Annotated in this window: 20 protein-coding genes, 2 tRNA genes and 1 pseudogene; 9 read left to right on the plus strand and 14 right to left on the minus strand. The window is 39.8% G+C overall.

All coding sequences use genetic code 11. The annotated features are described in order from the left end of the window. Positions 1 to 29 precede the first annotated feature (29 nt). The 5 genes and pseudogenes from glgC to malQ all read right to left on the minus strand — a co-directional run bounded on the left by glgC (position 30) and on the right by malQ (position 10,678). The gene (gene glgC, locus ACGEDC_RS19515) at positions 30 to 1,292 is read right to left on the minus strand and encodes a glucose-1-phosphate adenylyltransferase (RefSeq protein WP_065108014.1); all 1,263 of its coding nucleotides are present in this window, start codon (positions 1,290 to 1,292) and stop codon (positions 30 to 32) included. Positions 1,293 to 1,344: 52 nt separating this feature from the next. After that, the gene (locus ACGEDC_RS19520; protein ID WP_394495227.1) at positions 1,345 to 3,837 is read right to left on the minus strand and encodes a glycogen/starch/alpha-glucan phosphorylase; all 2,493 of its coding nucleotides are present in this window, start codon (positions 3,835 to 3,837) and stop codon (positions 1,345 to 1,347) included. Positions 3,838 to 4,069: 232 nt separating this feature from the next. Then, positions 4,070 to 6,216: pseudogene (gene glgX / locus ACGEDC_RS19525) on the minus strand (glycogen debranching protein GlgX). Positions 6,217 to 6,218: 2 nt separating this feature from the next. After that, positions 6,219 to 8,447, minus strand: a complete 2,229-nt coding sequence (gene glgB / locus ACGEDC_RS19530; protein ID WP_394495229.1) for a 1,4-alpha-glucan branching protein GlgB — start codon at positions 8,445 to 8,447, stop codon at positions 6,219 to 6,221. Between the two features lie 35 nt (positions 8,448 to 8,482). After that, positions 8,483 to 10,678: a 4-alpha-glucanotransferase gene (gene malQ / locus ACGEDC_RS19535; protein WP_394495231.1), complete on the minus strand. Its 2,196-nt coding sequence runs from the start codon at positions 10,676 to 10,678 to the stop codon at positions 8,483 to 8,485. 373 nt (positions 10,679 to 11,051) lie between these two features. On the opposite strand from malQ, the gene ACGEDC_RS19540 reads away from it, so the two are divergent. Beyond that, positions 11,052 to 11,636 (plus strand): CoA pyrophosphatase, encoded by a 585-nt coding sequence (locus ACGEDC_RS19540; RefSeq protein ID WP_394495233.1) that lies wholly within the window; start codon positions 11,052 to 11,054, stop codon positions 11,634 to 11,636. On the opposite strand, the gene ACGEDC_RS19545 is transcribed toward ACGEDC_RS19540, so the two are convergent. Further along, the gene (locus ACGEDC_RS19545; protein ID WP_394495235.1) at positions 11,633 to 11,968 is read right to left on the minus strand and encodes a hypothetical protein; all 336 of its coding nucleotides are present in this window, start codon (positions 11,966 to 11,968) and stop codon (positions 11,633 to 11,635) included. The two genes, ACGEDC_RS19540 and ACGEDC_RS19545, sit on opposite strands and share 4 nt — an antisense overlap. A gap of 237 nt (positions 11,969 to 12,205) precedes the next feature. On the opposite strand from ACGEDC_RS19545, the gene asnS reads away from it, so the two are divergent. Next, entirely contained in the window at positions 12,206 to 13,606 is a 1,401-nt protein-coding gene (asnS, locus tag ACGEDC_RS19550) for an asparagine--tRNA ligase (RefSeq protein WP_394495237.1), read from the plus strand. 57 nt (positions 13,607 to 13,663) lie between these two features. On the opposite strand, the gene ACGEDC_RS19555 is transcribed toward asnS, so the two are convergent. The 4 genes from ACGEDC_RS19555 to ACGEDC_RS19570 form a co-directional block, all read right to left on the minus strand. Beyond that, a complete protein-coding gene (locus ACGEDC_RS19555) occupies positions 13,664 to 13,960 on the minus strand; it encodes a hypothetical protein (protein ID WP_055024611.1) in 297 nt (98 codons plus the stop codon). A gap of 141 nt (positions 13,961 to 14,101) precedes the next feature. Further along, positions 14,102 to 14,242: a hypothetical protein gene (locus ACGEDC_RS19560; protein WP_394495240.1), complete on the minus strand. Its 141-nt coding sequence runs from the start codon at positions 14,240 to 14,242 to the stop codon at positions 14,102 to 14,104. A gap of 82 nt (positions 14,243 to 14,324) precedes the next feature. Continuing rightward, entirely contained in the window at positions 14,325 to 14,915 is a 591-nt protein-coding gene (locus ACGEDC_RS19565; RefSeq protein ID WP_055024612.1) for a hypothetical protein, read from the minus strand. 172 nt (positions 14,916 to 15,087) lie between these two features. After that, positions 15,088 to 16,335 carry a metal-dependent hydrolase family protein gene (locus tag ACGEDC_RS19570; RefSeq protein ID WP_394495242.1) on the minus strand — a complete coding sequence of 416 codons (1,248 nt, stop codon included), beginning with the start codon at positions 16,333 to 16,335 and terminating at the stop codon, positions 15,088 to 15,090. A 337-nt stretch (positions 16,336 to 16,672) separates the two neighbouring features. Between ACGEDC_RS19570 and ACGEDC_RS19575 the strand changes: the two genes are divergently transcribed. Then, positions 16,673 to 18,718, plus strand: a complete 2,046-nt coding sequence (locus tag ACGEDC_RS19575; protein WP_394498417.1) for a S9 family peptidase — start codon at positions 16,673 to 16,675, stop codon at positions 18,716 to 18,718. Between the two features lie 470 nt (positions 18,719 to 19,188). Here ACGEDC_RS19575 and ACGEDC_RS19580 read toward each other — a convergent pair. From ACGEDC_RS19580 to punC, 3 genes are all read right to left on the minus strand, one after another. Beyond that, positions 19,189 to 19,279 (minus strand) — tRNA-Ser (locus ACGEDC_RS19580). Between the two features lie 950 nt (positions 19,280 to 20,229). Next, positions 20,230 to 20,320 (minus strand) — tRNA-Ser (locus ACGEDC_RS19585). 81 nt (positions 20,321 to 20,401) lie between these two features. After that, complete coding sequence (gene punC / locus ACGEDC_RS19590; RefSeq protein ID WP_394495244.1) at positions 20,402 to 21,664, minus strand: purine nucleoside transporter PunC; 1,263 nt, start codon at positions 21,662 to 21,664, stop codon at positions 20,402 to 20,404. A gap of 128 nt (positions 21,665 to 21,792) precedes the next feature. On the opposite strand from punC, the gene punR reads away from it, so the two are divergent. From punR to ACGEDC_RS19620, 6 genes are all read left to right on the plus strand, one after another. Further along, positions 21,793 to 22,695, plus strand: a complete 903-nt coding sequence (gene punR, locus ACGEDC_RS19595) for a DNA-binding transcriptional activator PunR (RefSeq protein WP_065108006.1) — start codon at positions 21,793 to 21,795, stop codon at positions 22,693 to 22,695. A gap of 260 nt (positions 22,696 to 22,955) precedes the next feature. After that, entirely contained in the window at positions 22,956 to 23,618 is a 663-nt protein-coding gene (locus ACGEDC_RS19600; protein ID WP_055026036.1) for a Bax inhibitor-1 family protein, read from the plus strand. A 99-nt stretch (positions 23,619 to 23,717) separates the two neighbouring features. Next, positions 23,718 to 24,107: a sulfurtransferase complex subunit TusD gene (gene tusD, locus ACGEDC_RS19605; RefSeq protein WP_394495248.1), complete on the plus strand. Its 390-nt coding sequence runs from the start codon at positions 23,718 to 23,720 to the stop codon at positions 24,105 to 24,107. Positions 24,108 to 24,127: 20 nt separating this feature from the next. Next, the gene (gene tusC, locus ACGEDC_RS19610; RefSeq protein ID WP_282166217.1) at positions 24,128 to 24,484 is read left to right on the plus strand and encodes a sulfurtransferase complex subunit TusC; all 357 of its coding nucleotides are present in this window, start codon (positions 24,128 to 24,130) and stop codon (positions 24,482 to 24,484) included. After that, positions 24,484 to 24,774 carry a sulfurtransferase complex subunit TusB gene (gene tusB / locus ACGEDC_RS19615; protein WP_394495250.1) on the plus strand — a complete coding sequence of 97 codons (291 nt, stop codon included), beginning with the start codon at positions 24,484 to 24,486 and terminating at the stop codon, positions 24,772 to 24,774. Before tusC ends, tusB begins: the two co-directional genes overlap by 1 nt. Further along, a complete protein-coding gene (locus ACGEDC_RS19620; RefSeq protein ID WP_080915817.1) occupies positions 24,768 to 25,106 on the plus strand; it encodes a TusE/DsrC/DsvC family sulfur relay protein in 339 nt (112 codons plus the stop codon). Before tusB ends, ACGEDC_RS19620 begins: the two co-directional genes overlap by 7 nt. 117 nt (positions 25,107 to 25,223) lie before the next feature. Here the strand turns inward: ACGEDC_RS19620 and ACGEDC_RS19625 are convergent, their stop codons facing one another. Further along, positions 25,224 to 25,928, minus strand: a complete 705-nt coding sequence (locus ACGEDC_RS19625; RefSeq protein ID WP_394495253.1) for a hypothetical protein — start codon at positions 25,926 to 25,928, stop codon at positions 25,224 to 25,226. Positions 25,929 to 25,996 lie beyond the last annotated feature (68 nt).

Raw genomic sequence — 25,996 nt, forward strand, 5'->3', positions numbered from 1 at the left:
GTGGCTTCAATGGCAGTAAACTTTAGCGATTACTCATATCCAACCGGCAGTCCAAGCATATTGCGAGTAACTAAAGTGATGCCTTTTTCAGATACTCGAAAGCCGCGGTCTAAATCTTGTTGTTTGTTATAGCCAATCTCCATCCCCTCAGGAATGATGCAGCCACGATCGATAATCGCATTTTGAATTTTGCAATTTTTCAACACGACAACATCTGGCAATAGCACAGAGTCTTTCACAAACGAGTATGAACACACGCGTACTTCATCAAAAAGCACGCTACGTTTAACCTTCGCACCCGAAATGATACATCCACCAGAAACGATAGAATCTACCGCCATCCCTCTTCGGTCATCGTCATCAAACACGAACTTAGCCGGTGGCAACTGTTCTTGATATGTCCAAATTGGCCATTTTGCATCATACAAATTGAGCGCTGGCGTCGGTGACAGCAATTCCATATTTGCTTGAAAGAAAGAATCTAAGGTACCAACATCACGCCAATAAGCCGGCTCGTCAGGCACTGCACTCGTGAAAGGAAATGCAAATACATTCGCATCTTTGATAATTGAAGGAATAATGTCTTTACCAAAGTCTCTATCAGATTGATCATTGTCAGCATCTTTGCGTAACTGATCAAATAGGAATTTAGTGTTAAACACATAGTTACCCATTGACGCTAAACAAAATTCTTCATTACCGGGAATAGACTTAGGCACTTCAGGCTTTTCTTCAAAACCTATTACACGTTTATCTTGATCCACTTCCATGACGCCAAACGAACCCGCTGCTTCAGGTATCGGTGTTTCAAGGCAACATACTGTCATATCTGCGCCTGACTCTGCATGTGCAGCTAACAGCCCAGCATAATCCATGCGATAGACATGATCTCCAGATAAAATCATGATGTATTTGGGTAATTCATGTCTAATAATATCGATATTTTGGAATACCGCATCGGCTGTACCTTCATACCAATTACCTGAGGTTTGTTGTGATGCAGGTAGTATTTCAACTGACTCACCTAATTCCTTTTTAAAGTGGCCCCAGCCCCGACTGACATGGCGGATCAGTGAATGTGACTTATATTGAGTCACAACCCCAACTCTGCGTATGCCTGAATTTATACAATTTGATAAAGGGAAATCGATGATGCGAAATTTACCACCAAAATATAACGCCGGTTTCGCACGCCAGTCAGTCAACTCATGTAAACGAGAGCCCCTTCCTCCTGCTAATATGATGGCGTATGTATCCCTTGTAAGATTACTGATATATCGAACGTTTGACATATAAAATTAACTCCTAACTTCACAACGTAGATCGATTAAAGCGATAAATTGCTCATTGTTTAGCAAGCCAAATATCATCACGATAAGCACTGATGGTATTGTCACTAGAAAAACGGCCGCTTGATGCGGTATTTCGGATGCTCATTTGGGTCCAACCTTGTTGATCGGCATACGCCAAAGAGACTTTTTCTTGAGCTTGTTTATAAGCTTCAAAATCTGCGGCGATCATCCATTGATCGAAAGGATCTTCAATTGCAGCAATAATACTGTCGAATATGCCAGGTTCCACTAAGTTAAAGTGGCCACTTTTAAGCATGTTGATGACATTCGCTAATGCGGGGGATTGCTGAATAAAATCATGGGGGTTGTAGTGAGATTTAAGCTCACTGACTTCATCAGCGCGTAAACCAAATAGGAAGAAGTTTTCTTCTCCAACTTCTTCTAACATTTCAATGTTAGCGCCATCGAACGTACCGATAGTCATGGCGCCATTCATCATAAATTTCATGTTGCCAGTACCTGACGCTTCTTTACCTGCAGTTGATATTTGCTCTGATAAGTCAGTACCTGGGCATATTTTTTCCATTGCGCTGACGTTGTAATTCGGTAAGAAGGCAAAACGTAGGTATGGAGATACAATAGGGTCAGAATTCACCATGTGCGCCACATTGTTAGCCAATTTTATTATTTGTTTGGCCATGGCATATCCAGGAGCAGCCTTGCCTCCTATCAACACACATCTTGGCTGTAAGTCTTTTGTGTCACCCGACAAAATACGTTGATACAAATGAATGACGTGTAAAATGTTTAACAATTGACGTTTATATTCATGTATCCGTTTCACTTGAACATCGAACATCATGTTCGGATCAAACGCCACTTCACATTCATCAAGAACCAATTTAGCTAATTCGACTTTGTTATCGTATTTCACTTGTTGCCACTGTTTGACAAACGTTTTGTCGTCAGTGAAAGCATTAAGCGCGGTAAGTTGAATGAGATCGGTTAGCCAACTCTCCCCTAAACGGCGATTAATAAGCTGGGTTAATCTTGGATTACAATGCACAAGCCAACGTCTTGGGGTAACACCATTGGTCTTATTATTAAACTTATGAGGCCATAATGAATAAAAGTCTTTAAACAGCCCTTGCTTAAGTAATTGAGTATGAAGCCCTGCAACGCCATTGACAGAAAAGCTTGCCACAATTGCTAGATATGCCATACGTACGTGTGGATGCGCCCCTTCCTCAATTATCGACATCGATGCCAATTTATGGGTATCACCTGGCCAATGATGTGCAACATGCTCAAGATAGCGCGCATTTATTTCATAGATGATATCTAATATCCGTGGCAGCATATTACCTAACATTCTTACAGGCCAGCGTTCTAGCGCTTCTGGTAATAATGTATGGTTGGTATAAGCCATCGATTCTGTGGTGACTTGCCAAGCTTCATCCCAACCTAGGCCATAGCTATCCATTAAAAGACGCATTAATTCGGGTACAGCAATACTCGGATGAGTATCGTTTAGCTGCATCACATTGCGCTGACTAAATTGGCTAAAGTCTGCACCGTAAACGGCGGTATAACGCTGTAAAATATCTTGTAAGCTTGCTGATGATAAAAAGTATTGCTGCCTTAACCTGAGTTCTTTACCATTTTCACTGGCATCATTTGGGTACAGTACCATCGTAATTTGTTCAGCTAAATTTTTACGCGCAACGGCTTCGGTATAATCACCATCATTGAATTCTGCTAAATCAAAATCATCAGTTGCTTCAGCTTTCCATAACCTCAATGTATTAATTCGGCCGTTACGAAAACCTGGTACTGGCATATCATGTGGAATCGCTTGTACATCTTGTGTATCAACCCAGACATAATGGCGATCGCCACTTGGGTCGACATAAGTTTCTGTATGACCAAAGAACGGAACAGTAATGGCATGGTTGGCCATCCTGACTTCCCAAGGGTTGCCTTCACGTAGCCAACGATCAGGTTGTTCGACTTGATAACCGTCCACCAGCTTTTGTTTAAACATGCCGTACTCATAACGAATACCATAGCCAACAACAGACAAGTCTAAACTTGCACAGCTGTCTAAAAAGCATGCAGCTAAACGCCCTAAGCCTCCGTTTCCAAGTCCAGCATCTAGTTCAGCTTCTTGTAGCGACTCGAGGTCTGCTGCATACTCCGCCAGTGCCTCATGTGTTTCTTTGGTCAAATCAAGACTTAACAGCGCATTACCTAATGATCTGCCCATCAAAAATTCTAACGACAAATAAGCAACTTGCTTTTGTTGGTACTGATTGTCTTTGAGGCGTGTCTCTCGCCATTGATTTAAAAGTTGATTTTTAACTGTAGAAGCAAGTGCACTATACATATCGTTAATGGCATGCTCATCACGGCATAACGACCCATGTATTTGACGCTTAAATGTAGCTGCCAACGTCTCGCACGGATCGCAATCATGGTTACTGCCCACGACTTCCAATGTTGATTGATTTACTGCTGAATTGGTATCTAATTCATCAGGCTTCACCTGTTTGGCTTTACCTGACTTTGCCGTCTTGGCTGGCTTTTTACTGAAGACTTATCTTTAATAGATGGTTTTTCAGTAGTCGATTTCCCTTTCGTTACTGTCATATAGACTCCTTAGCACCTTACAATGTTAATCGTTCAATAAACCGGATCTGACTCGGTTAGCTAATTTGTTAAACAACGCGTTTTACATAGTCTTTTGACGACTGAAATGACGACTACAAAGCGCATTTTCAATTGACTACCTTGTTGTTAAGCTGATGATGTGCATGAAATAATTTTAAGCTTCGCCCACAAAGTAAAACTGCCTCTGATTTTTCTTTTTCATTGGGTTTAGTTTGAAATTTTTGATGGGTTAATTGCGTATCAACTAATAGTTGCCAACCTTGATATCCCTCAACTTCGGGTAATTGAAACGGCTTTGATTCTTCACAAGCATTCAATAGGAGTAATAAGGCTTGTGGGTATTGATAAGGTGGTATCACTTCTGAGGTGATCACAACTGCTAAAGTGCGAGTTTCAGCTTCGCTCCACTGTTGTTTGACCATAGGCTCGCCATGACGGCTATACCAAGTAAAGCCGTTTGCATATTGATCTTCTGGTTCATGAATGAACTCGGCATGACAAAGAATCGGAAAACGCTGGCGCAGTTTAATAAGTTCAGACGTAAATTCTACCAATGGCCAGTCAATTTGCTGCCAGTCTATCCAACAGATCGAATTGTCTTGGCAATATGCATTGTTATTACCTTGCTGACTGTGGCCCATTTCATCACCACTAAGCAGCATTGGTACGCCCTGAGATAGCATTAATGTAGTGATGAAATTTCTTTGTTGCCTAGCTCGAATATTAATAATATTTTCGTTGCTAGTATGGCCTTCAACGCCATAGTTATGACTTAGGTTTTCATGATGGCCGTCTCGGTTGTCTTCGCCATTGGCTAAATTGTGCCTGTGTTGATAACTCACAACATCACGGAGAGTAAAACCATCGTGGCTGGTAATGAAGTTAATACTGGCAGAAGGTGCTCGACCATGATGTTCAAAAAAGTCACCAGAACCATGAAATCGTCGAGCAAACTCCGGCAACATGCCTTTATCGCCCCGCCAAAAACGTCTCATGGTGTCACGATACCTGTCATTCCATTCACTGAATGCAATGGGATAATTACCGAGTTGATAACCGCCTGGTCCAATGTCCCAAGGTTCGGCTATTAACTTAACCTGACACAATACAGGGTCTTGACTTAATGCATCAAAAAAACCGCAGCCTGGATCAAACCCATATACTTCACGACCAAGACAACTTGCTAAATCAAACCTAAAGCCATCTACCCCCATGACCTCAACCCAATAGCGTAATGAGTCCATAATTAATCTCAGTACCTGAGGATGATTAGAGTTAACCGTATTTCCGCAGCCAGTATCATTGATATACAAACGCTGATCGTTTGACACTAATCGGTAATAACTGGCGTTATCAATACCTCGGAAACTAAGTGTTGGTCCTAGGCGGTTTCCTTCTGCAGTATGGTTATAAACTACGTCTAAAATAACTTCGATACCTGCATCATGAAAACGATCAACCATCTTTCTAAACTCACCAATATCCTCGCTACTTAAATAACTGGGATTTGGCGCAAAAAAACCAATCGAGTTATAGCCCCAATAGTTGTTTAGATTTTTTCAATTAAAAATGGCTCATTTAAAAATGATTGAACTGGTAATAGCTCAACACAGTTCACGCCCAACTGAGTTAAATATTGCAATGAGCTTTTAGAGGCTAAACCTGCAAACTTTCCTTGATGAGCTTTATTAACTTCGGGATTCAGTACACTGAATCCTTTAACGTGCATTTCATATATAACGGTGCTTTCAAGAGGAATGTTAAGTCTTTTTACAGGTGTAGATTTCAGTACTGAATCATCAATCACGACACATTTAGGCATATATTGTGCGTTATCGATTTCACAAAACGACAAGTCTGCATCAACATCATTACGCGTAATGTCATAACCATAATTTGCATCGTTGGGTGCTAAGTTGCCTTTAAGTTGTTTTGAATAAGGATCGAGTAACAATTTATTGTGATTAAACCTATGACCTAAGTGAGGTTGATACGGACCGTAAACACGATAACCATATAAATCCCCCGCTTTTACACCAGGCACAAAACCGTGCCAAATTTGCTTGGTTTTATGTACCAAACAAATTTGTTTTTCGTTATTACCGTTATGATCAAACAGGCATAACACAACTTGTGTTGCATTCGCTGAAAAAATAGCAAAGTTCACCCCACCAGCAATCACCGTTGCACCAAGTGGATATGATTGTCCTTTGGTAACAAGAACATTGAGGTTATTTTCAGCGCCGTTGTTCATCTTTACGCCTCGTTATTTGTTACAAGTTGACTTGCTGCTAACACAACACAACCTAGAGGTGGCACAGTGATAAATCCGCTTTGCTCCATGCCTTGCCAAGGTACCTCGTCGTTAATAACAGTTTGATTAATCACATTACTGCCTCCGAACTGGCTCGCATCACTGTTAAGCAGTTCTTCGTAGTGATTTGGGGTCGGTAAGCCAATTCGAAAATGATGATGTACTTGCGGGGTCATATTGATGATGAAAATGAGTGCGTCATCAGAAGATTGCGCATAACGAATAAATGAGAAGACACTGTCTTGACTGTTATCACAATCAAGCCACTGAAAACCTGTTGATTGATGATCTAATTCATATAAACAAGGATGAGATATATACAGACCATTAAGCGCCTTTACCCAGTCTTGTATGCCTTGATGAGGTGCAAACTGCAGTAAATGCCAATCTAAACTTTGGTTATGATTCCATTCATCACGTTGACCAAACTCAGTTCCCATAAACAATAATTTTTTACCAGGTTGCCCCCACATCATCCCGATGTAAGCACGTAATGTGGCAAACTTTTGCCAATCGTCTCCGGGAATTTTATGTAAAACTGAGCCTTTTCCGTGTACGACTTCATCATGGCTAATAGACAATATAAATTGTTCGGTATAGGCATAGACTAAAGCAAATGTCATTTCATGGTGATGATGTGAACGGTAGATAGGATCCCGTGCTAAGTAACGTAAACTGTCATTCATCCAGCCCATATTCCATTTAAAACCAAATCCTAAGCCCCCTTTTTCCGTAGAGTTAGTCACCCCTGGCCATGCAGTGGATTCTTCAGCAATCATTGTTGCGCCAGCAAAGCTGGCATATATACGCTCATTGAGTAGTTTTAAAAACTCTATGGCTTTAATATTTTCACGACCGCCATATTCATTCGGTAACCATTGACCAGATTGACGGCTGTAATCTAGGTAAAGCATTGATGAAACAGCATCTAAACGTAATCCATCAAAATGAAATTCAGATAACCAATAACAAGCATTACTCAGTAAGAAGCTTTGCACTTCACCACGGCCATAATTAAAGATAAGCGTATCCCAGTCAGGGTGCTCACCTTGTCGAGGATCTTCATGTTCATATAAACAACTGCCATCAAATTTAGACAAGCCGTGGGGATCTTTAGGAAAGTGTGCCGGAACCCAGTCCAACAGCACAGCAATCTGATGTTTGTGGCAAGCATCGACAAACGCCTTTAAGCCATCAGGATCACCAAAACGATATGTTGCAGCATACAAGCCCACAGGTTGATAGCCCCAAGACCCATCAAAAGGGTATTCACAAATGGGCATCAGTTGTAGATGCGTAAAGCCCATTTCAACGATGTAAGGAATTAACTCGCTAATTAGATCGTCGTAGCTAAGGTAAGATTCGCCCCATTCACCTTTTCGCTTCCATGAGGCAAGGTGCACTTCATAAGTTGACATTGGCGCTTGATGTAATTGAGTGTTGGCGCGTTTAGTTAACCATTTGCTGTCTTTCCATTGATACTGGCTATTCGCGGGAACGATAGATGAGTTACCCGGCGCAGCTTCCATCGCTTTTGCATAAGGGTCTGATTTTTCAATCGACTCACCATATTGATTAACAATATAAAATTTATAAAAATCCCCCGCTTTGGCATTGGGCAAAAATATCTCCCATATGCCATTGCTTGGATGAAATCTCATTACATGTTGTCTAGGATCCCAATGATTAAAATCCCCTACAACGGATACACGCTGTGCATTGGGTGCCCATACACAAAAAAGCACACCATCTACCTTATTAACTTGTTTCCAATTAGCACCTATAAATTGATAACTGGCTTGTTGTTTCCCTTCAGCAAATAAGTACACATCATCCGCATCTAACAAGCTTTCGAATTGATATGGGTCAATTATATTTTCTACGCTTAATGGATATGTCACTTTAAGACTATATAAAAACGGCTTAACCCTTCGCCCCATTACGCCTGCAAATAAACCTTGTTCATCAACCTGTGATAATTCAGCCACTTTTTTACCGTCTTTTATAGCAATAACCTCAACACTGACTGCCCCCTTGATAAAACATCTCACAATCAGTGATTTACCATTGGGTGCCTTGTGCATGCCTAATAAAGAAAAGACATCCGTATAATCTCCTTTCAAGATGGCAATATCCGATCCTTGATTAAATAAAGGCGCATTATTCGTCATTGTGTATTGCTCCATAAAATTAATAACTGTTCTAACTACTGCTCGAATTGTGCATCAGTCATTCTGGAATGATTAATCACACTAAGACGCTGTTTTATCGCATCTGATGTTGTTATATGTTCAAGTGACATTGATAAACGACGGCGCCAATTAGGGTATTCTTTCCATGTGCCAGGGATATTGACAGGCATGGTTTCACAAATAAGATCTTCAAGTTGTACGCTGTATAAAGATGAGTTTCCTGATGCGGAAAGTTGAAGCCAAGCCGTTAAAACCACATCAAACTTAATACGACTTATGTCGCCTTCAAACAGCAATATTCCTTTCTGACAAAATAGATGGATCAATTGATGCTTTTCATGGTCACGTTCATTTAGCATCTCTTGCTGTTGCTGATGATTAATTAGGTTTAGTTGGTGTCTTAATTCGATATCATTACCGTGCCACCAAGCTGATAATGTCGGCACATCATGATTAGCCAGCATCATCAAACTCTGGCGTTTGTAATGCTCTGGAGATGTAAACCCATTATTTTGCTTTGAAAAATAAAACAACTCATTTGAAAATATGTTGGCATTAGAAAGGTTTTGAACAATTTCTGGCGGAACAATGCCAAGATCTTCACCTATAACGATGCATTGAGCTCGCTGACTTTCTAACGACAAAATTGCAAGTAACGCATCAAGTGGGTAATACACATAAGCCCCATCACCTAAGCTTAAGTTTTTAGGCCACCACCAAAGACGAAGTAATCCCATGACATGATCAATTCGTAAACCACCACAAGATTGCATGTTGCTTCTAATTAAGTCTTTGAAGTGAAGAAAATTTAATTGCTGTAATTTAATCGGATCCATCGGGGCAAGTCCCCAATTCTGACCTTGGGGTGCAAAAGGATCTGGCGGGGCGCCAATATTAGCGTTAGCACAAAAATAATCAGCATTTTGCCGCACTTCTGATCCTGTCGGAGAAGCCCCTACGGCCATATCTCGGATTAAACCGATGGACATTCCCACAGATTTCGCCGTTAATTGGCACAAACTAAGCTGACTTGTTGCGACAAATTGTAAGTAGCACCAAAAATCGGGGTTAGAAAATGTATCCTGACTGCTATCTTCTTTATGATGACCTACCTGCCAGTCAGCATATTGTTGTAATGCTTGTTCATGCTGTTTTTTGAAGTCACTAAATGCTTTAAATCGAGCTGTTAAAGTCGATTGATTTTCTTCAATAAAGGTATCAAACAATAAACAGAAAACCCGCTGTTTTAGTGCATAAACTTCTGCGTAATCTAACAGTGAATTCTCAGATAGTTTGTGTTTATTTATTTGCCAATCAGGCGTTGATAAAACATGTTTAACGCTGTCATATTCTTTTACTGATTCAATATGAATATAAAGTGGATTCAGTCTACGTCGGTCATCAGGACTGTACGGACTAATATGGCTAGGTAAGTCTAGAGCATGAAGGGGATTGAGCAGAATAAAGTCAGCACCTTGCTCGGCACTGAATACAATTAACTTTTGTAAATCATTAAAGTCACCTACGCCCCACTGGCTCTCACTTTTAATGCTATATAACTGCGTAGAAATACCCCAAGGATTGGCTTTTTTACTTAGGGAAAAGTTGCCAGTAGTAGCTTGTTGATGATGCCTGAAACTTGATAATGGCTCAGAAAGCGATCCTGAGTAGGCATGTCTTGGTGCGAGCATCAGCTGACACAAATACTCAGTGACATGATTATCTGAGTCCAGTGAACACGTCAGTTGATGATAGCCAAGCCCAATTGCATTATTTTGATGCTCATTTAATAAAAAGTGATACTTGATATAGAGGCAATCATTTGTTTTATAGTCACCAATAGCGGTTAACTGACTGCTGTGTATTTGAAATCTAAATGATTCATTTTGTTCGCTAAAAAGATGTAAACGTATATAACCAACAAAATGTTCAGTCAAACATAACTCTACATATGGCTCATCGACGTAAGTCCACTGAAATGCCCCTATGGGTTTAAGCCAGGGTGCCACGTCTAATTCGTGGATGCGCTGCTCGATGAACTTATCATTGAGAACTGACAATGCGCCGTCGACATCAGATTGATGCGGCGCCAAACACATTGACGTTAGAATTCCTTTTCTATCATTAGGCGAAATATGAACATGATTGCCAAAGCAATCAATAAACTCTGCGCCTACGCCTTGCAAATACAGTAACTTTTCCAGTCCCATATTTGTCATCCTCGCAAATAACATGCCTGATTAATAACTCAGCAGTTACCATGCCAGTCAAACATCACAGTTTAACTACAGTGATATTTCATCAGGATGACAGAATATATTTACAACTTTTCAGTAACTTACTCTAAAGAAGTAAAAGAGGCACAATACGCCTTTGTTTAAAACTCGATGGATAATTCACGATATTTCAATAGTTTTGGTGCAATTTACGCACAAATAACGTGCAGTTAAATAAACAACTACAGGAGTCATAAGTAAGTTTTTAATCAACCTCATTGGCAAAAGTTACACCTTATTGGTGGCAATATGATAATTTAGTTATAACTGATTAATCAAAGATGCGACTTTTAAGTTAGGAAGGTAAATGAACGCTCAACAGTTTAATGTCCATTTTGCACTTCAAAACCTCAGCGACAATTCTAGCGATATCCCCATTCAACAGGCATTACGTAAAGCTGCAGTGTTAATCCCGCTGATGGAGGTTGATGGCCAGCTACACATGCTCATTACACGCAGAGCGCTGCATTTAAGAGCACATCCTGGACAGTACAGTTTCCCCGGCGGAAAAGTCGATAAACAAGATAATTCCATTATCGAAACAGCCCTTAGGGAAGCAGAAGAAGAAATTGGCTTAAAACAAAGTAATGTCGACGTGATTGGTCAGTTCCCCGCCCATGCGACATTCACAGGGTTTCGAATCACCCCTATTGTAGGAATAATAAAACAACCATTTGAGATCAAAATCGATCCAGGAGAAGTATCAGAGACTTTTTGGGTGCCACTAAGCTTTTTCACAACCGCCAGCAATCGATATCAATTAAGGTATATGCGTGATGGACAAACGTTTGATGTGCATTACATGCCCTATAAAGGCAAATTCATTTGGGGTGTTACTGCGGCGATTATTGATTTGTTGTGCAAACACATCAGTACCACTGATCAGAGCTAAATAACATAACGTATATACAAGCCAGCAACAATAGAGACCATCAGTAGCAATGGTATATTGACCCAAAAACCTATTCTCTTCGACGTTTGAGCATAAAAATTAACCCCAAGATTAACAAAACTAATTGCAGCACAAGCCCAGATAACATACTCCAGTCTCACAGTTAATTCTGGATCCCAATTTAATCTGACTTCAACACCTTTACTCATAAAATAACCTACCGCACGATCAGGTCTTGCGTCGCCAAAAACAAGCAGCGCATATACGGCCAAAGACCAACCGGCCACAGACAAAATGGTTAATATGATTTGCAAAAATTTTGTTTTGGTCACTAATTCACCCCACTACCAAGTGTTTTATTAAAATAGCGCTTTTGTTCATATGGTTACAAGATAATTTTTACAACCTATTGTACGTATATGACAGGAAATTGGCTCAATTAAGGCATTTATTAGTAAAACTTACGCATTTATCTGCGTCTAAGGGCGTTTTCGGCTTGTTAAACGCCGATATCAAGGTAATATAAAGCACTTATTTTTATCATTGATTCATTGGAGAACTAAGCAACAATGAGCATTACATCTGTCGCTTCTGTATTTAAAGGTGACTTCGCGATTGGTTCGCAAGTTACAGTTCGTGGTTGGGTTAGATCTCGCCGCGATTCTAAAGCTGGTATTTCATTCCTTGCTGTTTATGACGGTTCATGTTTTGACCCTATTCAAGGCGTAGTACCAAATAATTTAGATAATTATACTGATGAAGTGCTAAAGCTTACTGCTGGTTGTTCAGTTATCATGACTGGTGAAGTCGTGGAATCTCCAGGTAAAGGTCAAGCATTCGAAATGCAAGTTACGCAGGTTGAAGTAGCTGGGTTTGTTGAAGATCCTGACACTTATCCTATGGCTGCAAAACGTCATTCGATTGAGCATTTACGTGAATTAGCACACCTTCGTCCACGTACTAACATCATTGGTGCGGTTGCACGTGTTCGTAACTGTTTATCGCAAGCCATTCACCGCTTCTATAACGAACAAGGTTACATTTGGGTATCAACCCCGTTAATCACTGCTTCTGACACAGAAGGTGCTGGTGAAATGTTCCGTGTATCAACCCTAGACATGGAAAACTTACCTCGCACAGATAAAGGCAATGTTGACTTTGCTGAAGACTTTTTCGGTAAAGAATCATTTTTGACTGTATCAGGCCAATTGAATGCTGAAACTTATGCATGTGCTTTATCTAAAGTATATACATTTGGTCCGACTTTCCGTGCTGAAAACTCTAACACTAGCCGTCACTTAGCTGAGTTCTGGATGGTTGAACCTGAGGTTGCTTACGCTGACTTAGATGATGCAGCTAAACTCGCTGAAGACATGCTTAAATATTGTTTCCGTGCAGTATTAGAAGAACGTCGTGACGATTTAGAGTTCTTCGCACAACGTGTTGAGAAAACGGCAATTGAACGTTTAGAAGCATTTGTGACAAGTGACTTCGCGCAAATTGATTACACTGATGCAATCGAAATTTTAAAAGCCTGCGATAAAGAGTTTGAATTCGATGTTGAATGGGGTATCGACTTACACTCAGAACACGAACGTTACCTTGCTGAAGAGCATTTTAAAGCACCTGTTGTTGTTAAAAACTATCCGAAAGATATCAAAGCATTCTACATGCGCTTGAATGATGATGGTAAAACAGTGGCTGCGATGGATGTATTAGCACCTGGTATTGGTGAAATCATCGGTGGAGCACAACGTGAAGAACGTTTAGATGTGCTTGATGCTCGCTTAGCAGAAATGAAGTTAGATCAAGAAGATTACTGGTGGTACCGTGATTTACGTCGTTACGGCACTGTACCGCATGCAGGTTTCGGTTTAGGTTTTGAGCGTTTGGTATCTTATGTTACTGGTGTAAGCAACATCCGTGATGTAATCCCATTCCCTCGTTCACCTAAATCAGCTAATTTTTAATCGTTGGCTTTATAAAAAAACGCGCTATATGCGCGTTTTTTTGTGCATAAGAAACGACTAATTAATTTTCTCTACGCACAGTTCAATATATCCATAAATAGCAACAAGTACCATCCAAGGTAGCAGTAACCATAAATAATGAGTGCTAGCGGCTTCTTTAGAATATTGATATATAAGCAAGATAATGCTGGCAAAAATGCTCGCGCAATAGGTTAACCACAGGGCAATAATGACAGAGTTGTTTGTTTCAGTAATTTTATAGCCTGTTAATGCGCTTAATCCGAATATCAGCCCCATTGCAAGCGCTCCACCGACCAAAAACTGAATGGCTGAAGCCAATATAACTAAACCCATAGATTTTTATTTCCTTATAGAATGACAGCTTCTTATCCCTTGAAGCTTCAGTGTTATGTTGTATTGTGTTTTTTAGTAACAAATGATGAATCATCAACATAAGTATTCATCTCTATGATTAACTACTCACATCAAACTCGGTTAATTATTGGCTTTATCACTCCCCTTCTTAAACTTAGATAATCCCCAAAACAAAATACCCGTGCCACTACAAGAAAGAAAAAAGAATAAACCCAATCCAACAGGCGAACCCCAAGAAAATGCAAAGTACAAAACGTCCATATTTTTTCCTTTTCAACATGTCTAATAGAAGAAGATTGGATGCAATTGTGCACTATCACTGCTTTAATTAGCATTTAAGTTGTTACTTAAATCGTGCAACAACACTTTCGAACCAAGTGCCCAGCGTAGACTTTCTACTATTTAAAAATAAATGTTCGAAATCTGCAGCGACTTCCATTGCAAGAATGCAATCATCAAAATGTGTTTTGAGATTATCGTCAGTAAACACAAAAACCTCTCCATCAAATTGGATACAATGTTCGTTATCATCAAGGATAGATATCAACAAACGTGTATTGGCTATCCATGATGCACGAGCATTAAAAAACATTGCTTGTTCTATCGCTTTTTTCTCAATTTTAGAAACGCCGCTATGAATAGATTGACTCAAGCCCTTCTGTTTATTGTTTACTAATGTATTTAAAAAATCGCTACCAGAATTAAGTACGTACTGACAATAAAAACGTTTGTATTGAGATAATAACAAAGACAAATGATCTAATCGTTCTACACCCTGTTTTCTAAATTCTTTTGAACTGAGATAACTTGGCTCAATAAACTCATGAAGATTAAGCGCATTTTGCTGCGAGGAAAAATAAGACTGAGCTTCAGACAGCGTCATGTTATCAGCAGTATTGCTACTAAGAACCTGCTCAAACGCTACTGCTTCCATCTCTAATTCCCATAAAGTGTCTGATTCATGCTAAAAGTGTGGTGTCTATTACTTATAATGGCGTTATTATGCACAAAACGAGATAACAAGGCATTAACAATGACAGTTTTATTCAAAAAAAGAGGCTAACGCCTCTTTTTTAAAACACTAATGGATTAATATTTGGAGCGAACTAAAGATTTTTGTAAACCTTGCCATCTTTCATAACAAAACTGACGCTCAATAAAGCTGAAATATCCTTAAGTGGACTCTTTCTAGTCGCAATAATATCGGCAAATTTACCAGTTTCAATGGTACCTAATTTATCAGACATATCGATTAAATCAGCCGCATTCACTGTAGCAGACTGTAAAATATCGCTATTGGACATACCAGCTTGGTGCATTAACACCGCTTCTTGTGCATTAATACCATGCTTTGACACGCCACTATCAGTACCAAACGCAATCTTGACGCCCGCCTTATATGACTTCTCGAAGTTAGCTAACATATCAGCGCCAACACGGATCGCTTTCGCTTTGATAGGTTTAGACATAAAATCAGATGTTTCAGCCATATCTACAACCGTCGCACCAGCCAATAATGTGGGCACTAAATACGCACCAGTTTGCTTAAATAGTTTGATGGTTTCGTCGTCTGCATAACTACCATGCTCGATACTGTCGACACCTGCACGCAATGCGGCATTAATCCCTGCAGTTGCATGGGCATGACTGGCTACTTTTCGGCCAAGATCATGTGCTGTTTGCACAATTTCTTTTAGCTCTAAATCAGTCATTTGTTGACCCGTACCCGTATTGGTATCCGATAATACTCCACCAGTTGACGCTACTTTAATCGCATCAGCGCCATATTTAATTGCGTGCCTGGTCATTTTTCGACACTCATAAGGCCCATCACAAAGTGTTTTAGGAGACTTCATTGCTAATAAATCTGGCGCCATTCCATCTGCATCTAAATGTCCTCCTGTGATAGAAATACCTGCAGCGGCAATAATTCGAGGCCCTTCTATCCATCCCTTTTCAACACCATCTCGTAAAGCGTACATTTGCTCTGATTCACTCAGTAAATCACGCACTGTTGTAAAGCCAGCTAACAACGTTGTTTTTGCGTAATGAACACTTTTCATTGCGATATCAGCATCAGATAACTTTACTGTATCTTTCGTGTTACCTGGACCAAGTTCCATTTGTAAATGCACGTGCATGTCCATTAAACCTGGCATAACGAAACTGTTTGATAAATCGATTAACTTAGCGTCTTTTGCAATCGACTTAGCTGAAATAAAGCCTTCTCTGACATCAAGGATTTTACCATCTTTAACCACAATAGTTTGCTGAGTTAATGGCGACTTCCCTGGTATGGCAAGTAGCTCACCTGCATGAATAACTTGAGTTGCTGCGAATGCTGATTGAGCCATAACGCCGCTTAATAATAAGGATACTAGGCTAACAGAACCGCGAATAATAGTAGGTTTAAATGAGTGTTTATGATGATTTATCAGGGAATGAGTAAACATGAGTAGCGTCTTTTATAAGTTATTTATACGGGTAATATACCTAACAAAACACAAATGTAAACCAGCATTCACATCCCTTTAATATTAATTCTTTATATGCTAATTTACAGTAAAGACTAATTTTATTCGTCAAATCAGTATATAAAGGCTTATACAAAAGCTAAAGATTCATACTTCTCCAATGCTTAATTTTACTCGTCAAGGAATACACATGAACAAAGGCATATATCTGGTGTTAATGCTGACACCTATGGCCGTTGCTATTAGCTCAACAATGGCAATTGCGGATACTCAATCAGCGGATACGCAAGCTAGCCCCGACAATACATTGCAACTTGAGGATATTTTTACCCTCGAATATGCCTCAAACCTTGAAATCAATAACGACGGAGATGAGGTTTACTTCGTTAGAAACTACATGGATATTCAAAGTGATAAAAAGCTCGGCAATATCTGGAAGGTCGACAACAAAAAGCGTTTAACCCCTGTAACTAATGGTTTGCATGTGGACTTTTCTCCAACTTTATCACCCGATAACAGCAAGCTTGCTTATGTATCAACCGCGAGTGGTTCACCTCAAATACATATAAAGTGGTTAGAAAGCGGTGATGTAGGCCAAATGAGTCATTTTAGTCATGCGCCCAGTAACCTTACTTGGTCACCAGATGGCACAAAAATAGCCTTTACTCGTTTTGTTCCAAGCAAACCAAAGTCAGTTGTATCTTTGCCCGGTAAACCACATAACGCTAAGTGGGCTAAACCAGCAGTTTATATTGATGATATGTACTACCGTTTTGACGGTGCTGGTTTTACGAAACCTGGTCATAGCCATATTTTTGTCATGTCTGCTGATGGTGGCTCTGCTCGACAAATTACCCAAGGTCAATTTGATCATCGCAGCAACCTCAGTTGGACAAAAGACGGCAAACAGATAATTTATGCAACGAACACCCGTGAAGATAAAGAATTAGAATGGACTGATAGCAATATATTTAGTGTTGATGTCCAGACTCAAAAAGTTAGCCAACTCACTGACCGACTTGGGCCTGACAATGCACCTCATGTATCACCTAACGGTAATTACATTGCTTATTTAGGCTACGATCAACATCATATGAATTATGAGAACACTTTATTGTATGTCATGGATATTGATGGCAGCAATAAACGTGCAATCACGACTGATTTAGATCGCTCAATCAATAGCATCCAATGGGCTGACAATAGTAAAGCTGTGTATATGAGCTATCACGATAAAGGTGAAACTTATGTCGCTTATCAACCATTAAATGGTAAACGTAAGATAGTAGCTAAGAACCTCGGAGGCCTTGCATTTGGCCGACCTTATACAGGCAGTGATTTTGATGTAGCAGAGAATGGTACTATTGCTTTCACTTACTCTGATCCACAGCGCCCAGCAGATATTGCAATCACTCGAAAAGGCAAAACTCAACAGTTAACAGATCTCAACAGTGATGCTCTCGATTACAAAACATTAGCCGATATAAAAGAAATCAACGTCAAGTCGTCTTATGATGATCGTAATATTCAAGCATGGATTGCCTACCCACCTGGTTACAAAGCCGCAAAAGAGGCTGGCAAACAGTTTCCATTGATTTTAGAAATTCACGGTGGCCCAGTCACAAATTACGGTCCTCATTTTTCAGCAGAAGTGCAATTAATGGCAGCGAGCGGATATGTTGTTGTTTATGCAAACCCTCGAGGAAGTGATAGTTACGGTAAGGAGTTTGCCCAAACTATACATAACAACTACCCAAGCCAAGATTATGATGACTTAATGTCTGTGGTAGACGGTGTCATCGCCCAAGAGGCAATTAATAAGGACGCGCTATTTGTCACCGGTGGCTCGGGCGGAGGCGTATTAACAGCATGGATCATTGGTCACACCGATAGATTTAAAGCTGCTGTTGTCGCTAAGCCTGTCATTAACTGGTACAGCTTCGCATTAACAACAGATATTTATCCATTTGTTATCAAAAACTGGTTTAAAAAAATGCCATGGGAAGATACAGCTCACTACATGAAACTTTCACCAATAAGCTATGTAGGAAACGTTAAAACTCCAACTATGCTATTAACTGGTGATGCGGATCAGCGAACGCCCATAGCAGAAACAGAACAATACTACCAAGCACTAAAACTTCGCAATATCGATACAGCAATGGTTAGAATTCCAGATGCGCCACATGGGATTTATAAACGCCCAAGTAACTTAATGTCTAAAGTCGCTCATATTCTTTGGTGGTTCGAGAAATACCAATAGCTAAAAAAATATTATGCCCTTTCTAAGCCAGAGCCATGCTCTGGCTTTTTCATTAAAGTGTGTGAGGTTCTTATTAGAACTTCCTATCAATAGGTTACTCATTCATCGCTATTGGTTTCTGAATATAGCAAAGAGAAAGGAATATGAAGCTACATTGATTACGCTACAACCCTATTGCTAAAATTTCAAAATAAAGAAAGCAAAAAGCCCGCTATAAAATAGCGAGCTTCTCTAAATATGGCGGAGAGATAGGGATTTGAACCCTATATCGATTGCGCTACAAACCATTTCGATAAAAGTTCGAATCCAAACACAAAAAAGCCCGCTATTACTAGCGAGCTCTTTCGATAAATATGGCGGAGAGATAAGGTTTTAACCCTACATCGATTACGCTACAAACCCATTGCCAGTATTTCAAAATAAAGAAAGCAAAAAGCCCGTTACTTTGCAGTAACGGGCTTTTCTAAATATGGCGGAGAGATAGGGATTTGAACCCTAGATGGGCTACAAACCCATGCCGGTTTTCAAGACCGGTGCATTCGACCACTCTGCCATCTCTCCGAACGAGCAAGATAATAGCTATCACTCTGGTTAGTGTAAAGTATTAATTTAAAGATAATGATTGTTTGGCTAACTATGCATCAAATAGTGAGTTTAGTGAGCAGTTGCGTAGGCTGAGTAAATCAATACTAGAATCTGCAAGAAATAAACATATGGCACTCAGCTTCTACTCTTGCCTTTATTGCGCTCAAACCCATTGCCAATATTTCAAAATTGGAAAGCAAAAAGCCCGCGACTTTGTGGTAACGGACTTCTCTAAACATGAATGAGAAATAGGAATTTGAACCCTACATCGATTACGCTACAAACCCATTGCCAATAATTCAAATCGAAAAAGCAAAAAGCCAGCAATAAAATAGCGGGCTTCTTTAAATATGGCGGAGAGATAGGGAATTGAACCCTACATCGATTACGCTACAAACTCATTGCCAATTTATCAAAATAAAGAAAGTAAAAGGCCGTTACTTTGTAGTAACGGCCTTTTCTAAATATAGCGCAGAGTTAGGGTTTGACCCCTACATTGGCACCCTACAAACCATTTCATTAAAAGTTTGAATCCAGAAACAAAAAAGCCCGCTATTGCTAGCGGGCTTTTTCGATAAATATGGCGGAGAAATAGGGAATTGAACCCTACATCGATTACGCTACAAACTCATTGCCAATTTATCAAAATAAAGAAAGTAAAAAGGCCGTTACTTTGTAGTAACGGCCTTTTCTAAATATGGCGCAGAGTTAGGGTTTGCCCCCTACATTGGCACCCTACAAACCATTTCATTAAAAGTTTGAATCCAGAAACAAAAAAGCCCGCTATTGCTAGCGGGCTTTTTCGATAAATATGGCGGAGAGATAGGGATTTGACCCCTACATCGATTGCGCTACAAACCCATTACCAATATTTCAAAATCGAAAAAGCAAAAAGCCCGCTATAAAATAGCGGGCTTCTTTAAATATGGCGGAGAGATAGGGATTTGAACCCTAGATGGGCTACAAACCCATGCCGGTTTTCAAGACCGGTGCATTCGACCACTCTGCCATCTCTCCGAACGACGAGAATAATAATGTTCTCGACGTTTGCTGTAAAGTACTAAAACTAATAAAACTAATCGATTGCTTGACTTACAATCAATCTGTCGATTTTTTATCTGAATAAAGCCCTACTCTTGCTGGATCTGGCGCTACAAAACCATTCGACATGCTCGCCCAACTATCTTGCTTAGATAACAAGTAACCTAAATAGACTCCAACAGCGCTCAGTAATATGCCTAATCCAATAGTCATTTCAGCATATTGAGCCAGCATAGCAACAATACTCGAAGCCCCAAAAGCCATTCCGATTTGAATAAAGTTTTGTAAGCCAGCTGCCTTAGTCGCATTATTACTAAACTGCTGTAATGCGTTATTGACCACAATAGGATAAATCGCACCGTTGGCAGCCGCTAAAACAGAGAAAGAAATCAGCAATGGATATATAGTTTCCATCGTCATAACTAAAGTGACTAACGCAATTACAGCAACACAAGCAAAGAATAAACCTAGTACGTATTTAAGGGCTGATTGTGCTCCGCACTTTTTAACCAATACCTTACTCATATAACCACCTACGATAAACATGATGGTTTGAGGAATAAAACTGAGTCCAATTGCCTGCGCTTCGTAGCCAAACTTAATCATGACACTTGGCCACACAGTTAAGTAACTAAAAAATGCAGCCGAACACGCTCCAAAAATAACCACGTTTCCTAAGTAACGGGTGTTTTTCACAATGCTTTTATAGCTGATGCTTTGCTGCACTTCAGCTTGTTTTGATTCACTTGCCACTAACCATTTAGTGAGTACGATAAGTAAAACGGCCACAATGACTAAAGTAACAAATACCGAACGCCAGCCAAATGAATTAACAATCGCGGCTCCAATTAACGGCGCAACAGCTGGAGATAAAGCCACTAGCGGCATAATATTCGAGAACACTTTTTGCGCTTTGTCAGCATCGTATTTTTCAACGACGATGGCTTGCCAAATGACACCAGCACTACATGCTCCTAATGCTTGAAAAAAACGGGCAATATTTAACATCGTAATTGAATCACTTGCCACAATGACGCCACTTGCAGCTGCAAATAACGTTAAACCCGCAATTAATGCGTTTTGCTTACCAATTTTTTCAACTAAAGGACCATATAATAATTGGCCTATGGCGAGACCAGCTAAGAATGTGGTCAGTGAAAAGGCAACATTATTCAAGCTTGTTGAAAAAGAATCAGCAATATTCTGAAATGCAGGCAAGTACATATCAGTTGCAATAAAACCTAACATACTTAACAAAGCTAAATAGGCTAATAAAATAAAATACTGCACATTGGCAGTGTTTGAAGACGCATTAGTCATCTTAAAAATAATTCCAAATAAAGGGCTGTTAAAAATCAGCGTGCAGTCTAATCACTTGCAAAATGTTTGTGAAACGTTTACTTTTGATGACTGCATTCATATTTTTTCACAGCAAAGGATCGCCCTCTATGCTTTCAGAACAAGCATTGGAAATGATTGATATTGTCGCTCGTGTAGGTAGTTTCACTGCTGCAGCTAATCAATTGCATAAAGTTCCATCAGCCGTTAGTTACGCAGTAAAACAAATTGAAGATGAACTTGGTGTCATTTTGTTTGAAAGGCATCATCGCAGTGTTAGCTTAACAGAGCCAGGTAAACATTTTGTCCAACATGCAAGAGAGTTGCTGGCTGAAATGAATGACCTAAAACGAAGCACTCAACGTGTCGCAAACGGTTGGCAACCTACACTTTCTATTGCGTTAGATAACATTGTTAGAGCAGACCGAATCAGTGTGCTGATCTCAGATTTTTACCGCCACTTTAGTGATGTAGAATTAATTATTCGCATTGAAGTGTTTAATGGCGTTTGGGAAGCGTTAGCTACAGGCAGAAGTGATATTGCCATTGGTGCAACCACTGCGATACCTGTCGGTGGTGTTTTTCAGTATAAAGATATGCGAGACATTGAATGGGCGTTTTTAGTCAGTAAAAATCACCCATTAGCAGACATCGATCGTCCTTTAACTGATGATGAATTACGTATCTACCCTTCTATTTGTCTTGAAGATACGTCAAGAGAGATCCCTAAACGAACCACATGGCTACTCGACAATCAACGCCGTCTAGTTGTGCCTGATTGGATTCGAGCCATTAATTGCTTTAGAGACGGTTCAGGTATTGGTTATATGCCACTTAATCTCGCTAAGCCTTTTATCCAATCGGGTTCATTGATTGCGAAAACCTTAGAAAACCCTAAAAATGCAAGCCCATGTTGTCTTGCTTGGAATCAAGAAAAAATGTCCCCAGCACTTGAATGGGTGCTCGACTATCTTGGTGATACAGACAAGCTCCATCGTGAATGGTTAGCGTAAACACGGCTTTGTCGTCCTTTAAGATTGACCAATTTAATGTTCATTTAAGTATTGTTTTCAACAATAAGGTTAATGCTCAACATATTGTCTGATTTTGCGACATTGAAGATAAATTAATGGCGCAAAATCAACTAGTTCATCATGATGACTTTAAGCTGTAGCAAAGCTGTTGTATCATCAAGTTAAGTTATCAGTAATTTACCATGTGCTGAGAGAGCATTTTGTTAAATTACACTCTTTTTAACGTCTCGGAGACTGTTATGAATCAACAAACTTTGTCGGGTCAACAAGCCACGACGATGGAAACCAACAAACTCATTAAAAACACTTATATGCTGCTGTCTATGACATTAGCATTTGCTGCTGTAATGGCAGGTGTCGCAATGGCGTTAAATATCGGCCCATTCATGTCTATCGGTTTATCTCTTGGTAGTATTGTCGTCATGATGGTCACCTTGAAAAAAGCTGACAATGCATCAGGATTAGCGTGGATCTTTGCCTTCACAGGTATGCAAGGTGCTTCATTAGGCTATATTCTAAATCACTATGTTGGTTTGAATAATGGCCCAGAGCTTATCATGCAAGCATTTGGTTTAACGTCTGTTATTTTTGTATCTTTATCAGCTTACGCAATCACGACGAAGAAAGACTTTAACTTTATGGGTGGCTTCTTATTCGCCGGCCTACTTGTTGTTATTGGCCTTTCATTAATCAATATGTTCTTTGTTAATAGCGGTGCTATGTTCATGGCATTACAAGCTGCTGTCGCTATGATCATGGTTGGTTTAATCCTTTACGATACAAGTCGTATCGTAAATGGCGGCGAAACTAACTATATCCGCGCAACAATTTCGTTATTCTTAAACTTCATCAACCTATTCATGGCACTTCTTCACCTGCTTGGTATGGGAAATGATGATTAATAGCGTCAAGTAACGGGTCAGTCACTTTATAAATCCACTGTGATTAATCAGTTAACTAGGCTAAAATGGCTCCTCATTCAGGAGCCATTTTTTATTGTTATGAGTAAATTTATTATCCAAGTTAATGGCACGGTTTATGGGTCTACTGCCAGTTTTAGAGCGCTTCGTTTTACTGAAAGTGTTTTATCACTAGGTCATCAAGTCAGCCATATCTTCTTTTATCAGCAAGGTGTATTCAACAGTAATAGCCTCGTTTGCCCAGCATCTGATGAGCATGATTTACACCGCGCTTGGACTAAACTGGCATCAGAACATAATGTCAAATTAGTCAATTGCGTCTCTGCTGCATTAAGGCGTGGAGTCCTATCAGCGCAAGATGCATTAGAAAATGACAAGCAGCAATATAATGCTAGTGAACAATTTACTATGGGTGGTTTAGGTGAGTTAGTCACGGGTATTGAGCAATCAGACAGATTGGTTTGCTTTTAGTAATGCATACAGGAATGGATATGAAAAAAATCTGCGTCATCTTCAGAAAAAGCCCTATTGGAAATACATCCAGTCGTGAAGGCTTAGACTTTGCTATGCTCAGTGCAAGTTTCGAGCAAGAAGTCAGTATTATATTTACCGATGAAGCTGTACTGCATTTACTGCCTGAACAACAACCTGAACTTGTGGGAAGTAAAGATTACCTGTCGACTTTCAAAGCATTAAGTTTATACGATATTGATACTGTTTTAGTCTGCCGAGAGTCAGCAGTACAATTTGGTATTACAGCTAAAGATTTTAACTTTGAAGCTGAATTAGCCTCAGAAAAACATATCCAAACTTTAATACAGCAAGCAAATGAAGTGGTGGTGTACTAATGATAATGCACCTAGTACAACACTCAGCAACGACAGATAACGCACTAACCTGCTGTTTACGATACATCGCAGAGCAAGACAGCATCTTGTTATCAGACGATGCCATAAACTGCTTACTTAATCATAAGTGGCAACAGCGATTATCAAACATCAAAATTTACGTGTTAATTGAAGATATTGATGCAAGAGGATTAGGCGCTCGCCTACCTCAGACAAACAATATTAAGGTTATCGATTATGACCAGTTTGTACTGGCCACATTGGAACATACGAAGGTGATCACTTGGTAAACTCATTTGACTTTAACGGTCAGCAAATCGAAGTCGATGCTAAAGGTTATTTAAAAAATTATACCGATTGGAAAGCTGATATGGCGCCTATTCTAGCGGCCACAGAAGACATTGTCCTTACAGAGCAACATTGGGAAGTCATAAACTTCGTTCGTGACTTTTACTTAGAATACAAAACTAGCCCAGCTATTCGTGTTTTAGTAAAAGCGATAGGTCAAGCATTAGGCCCAGACAAAGGTAATTCTAAATACCTTTACACATTATTCCCTATTGGCCCCGCAAAGCAAGCAACCAAAATTGCCGGTTTACCAAAACCCGCTAAATGCATTTAACCTACTTGGTGACTTCAACAAGCCTGACACGTATTCGTTCAGGCTTTTTTAATTGTGTCGTTATCGCACAAGCTAACGGGCTAACGGGTAAATATCTTCAATATAAGCTTAAATAAACTAAGCAATTGGCAAATGATCACGTCCAGCTTTAACCACATTACTATCCCCTACTCGACTGTCGTTAAGGGCCATACCATAATTGTCACGACAATACTGGCATGGGCTCATGGTGTTAATTAACCGACCACGCTTACTGTACTTACGAATATAGGCATGAGAAATAGTGACATTTTGTTGAGTTAATAAACTGACATCTGCAACTTTATCTTTTAGATCAATAACAGCTGCATCCTCAGCACAATGCCGATCATTAGCTCGCCCCCAACCAATAAACTCATTACCCACTTCATCAAGATACTTTGCAGCAACCCATGGCCCACTATGATGACCTGTCGGCTCTCCATTAGGTAAGTAAGAAGGTTTATTGGCAAGTTGATATGGAATTAATTCAAGTGGGTCATCAGGTGGTTGCTCACAGCTAACTTCAAGAGCCGATTGAGGCTGTTGTGTAACGAAGAAGTGATGGTTATGACTTAACTTAACGTCACGTAATTTAGCCACTAGTTCTACATTGGGTTTACGAGTATCGACTTCAACAATTCGTAATATACTTGCTTGGCTACCATTACGGGCGATTATTTTGTCACCCGTTTTTAATGATGCAGCGGTGACCCATTGTTTGTTGAAATTACTGAAGATATGAACTTGATCGACATACATTAGGGTGGTGATGTCATCTATGGTGTATTTAATTTCTAGCATGAACTCGTTGATTAAGTTTAGTGTTGATTGCTGAAAAGCATTTTAGCATTAATTACTCGACAGCGTTT

Origin of the sequence: Shewanella sp. ENK2 (assembly GCF_043568515.1) — a bacterium.
Classification (GTDB): domain Bacteria; phylum Pseudomonadota; class Gammaproteobacteria; order Enterobacterales; family Shewanellaceae; genus Shewanella; species Shewanella japonica.

What these genes read in the sequence shown, in the direction of transcription:
- glgC (WP_065108014.1), bottom strand. Translation starts at nt 1,292, where the DNA reads ATGTCAAACGTTCGATATATCAGTAATCTTACAAGGGATACATACGCC.
- glgB (WP_394495229.1), bottom strand. Translation starts at nt 8,447, where the DNA reads ATGACGAATAATGCGCCTTTATTTAATCAAGGATCGGATATTGCCATC.
- malQ (WP_394495231.1), bottom strand. Translation starts at nt 10,678, where the DNA reads ATGGGACTGGAAAAGTTACTGTATTTGCAAGGCGTAGGCGCAGAGTTT.
- ACGEDC_RS19540 (WP_394495233.1), top strand. Translation starts at nt 11,052, where the DNA reads ATGAACGCTCAACAGTTTAATGTCCATTTTGCACTTCAAAACCTCAGC.
- asnS (WP_394495237.1), top strand. Translation starts at nt 12,206, where the DNA reads ATGAGCATTACATCTGTCGCTTCTGTATTTAAAGGTGACTTCGCGATT.
- ACGEDC_RS19555 (WP_055024611.1), bottom strand. Translation starts at nt 13,960, where the DNA reads ATGGGTTTAGTTATATTGGCTTCAGCCATTCAGTTTTTGGTCGGTGGA.
- ACGEDC_RS19560 (WP_394495240.1), bottom strand. Translation starts at nt 14,242, where the DNA reads ATGGACGTTTTGTACTTTGCATTTTCTTGGGGTTCGCCTGTTGGATTG.
- ACGEDC_RS19565 (WP_055024612.1), bottom strand. Translation starts at nt 14,915, where the DNA reads ATGGAAGCAGTAGCGTTTGAGCAGGTTCTTAGTAGCAATACTGCTGAT.
- ACGEDC_RS19570 (WP_394495242.1), bottom strand. Translation starts at nt 16,335, where the DNA reads ATGGCTCAATCAGCATTCGCAGCAACTCAAGTTATTCATGCAGGTGAG.
- ACGEDC_RS19575 (WP_394498417.1), top strand. Translation starts at nt 16,673, where the DNA reads ATGCTGACACCTATGGCCGTTGCTATTAGCTCAACAATGGCAATTGCG.
- punC (WP_394495244.1), bottom strand. Translation starts at nt 21,664, where the DNA reads ATGACTAATGCGTCTTCAAACACTGCCAATGTGCAGTATTTTATTTTA.
- punR (WP_065108006.1), top strand. Translation starts at nt 21,793, where the DNA reads ATGCTTTCAGAACAAGCATTGGAAATGATTGATATTGTCGCTCGTGTA.
- ACGEDC_RS19600 (WP_055026036.1), top strand. Translation starts at nt 22,956, where the DNA reads ATGAATCAACAAACTTTGTCGGGTCAACAAGCCACGACGATGGAAACC.
- tusD (WP_394495248.1), top strand. Translation starts at nt 23,718, where the DNA reads ATGAGTAAATTTATTATCCAAGTTAATGGCACGGTTTATGGGTCTACT.
- tusC (WP_282166217.1), top strand. Translation starts at nt 24,128, where the DNA reads ATGAAAAAAATCTGCGTCATCTTCAGAAAAAGCCCTATTGGAAATACA.
- tusB (WP_394495250.1), top strand. Translation starts at nt 24,484, where the DNA reads ATGATAATGCACCTAGTACAACACTCAGCAACGACAGATAACGCACTA.
- ACGEDC_RS19625 (WP_394495253.1), bottom strand. Translation starts at nt 25,928, where the DNA reads ATGCTAGAAATTAAATACACCATAGATGACATCACCACCCTAATGTAT.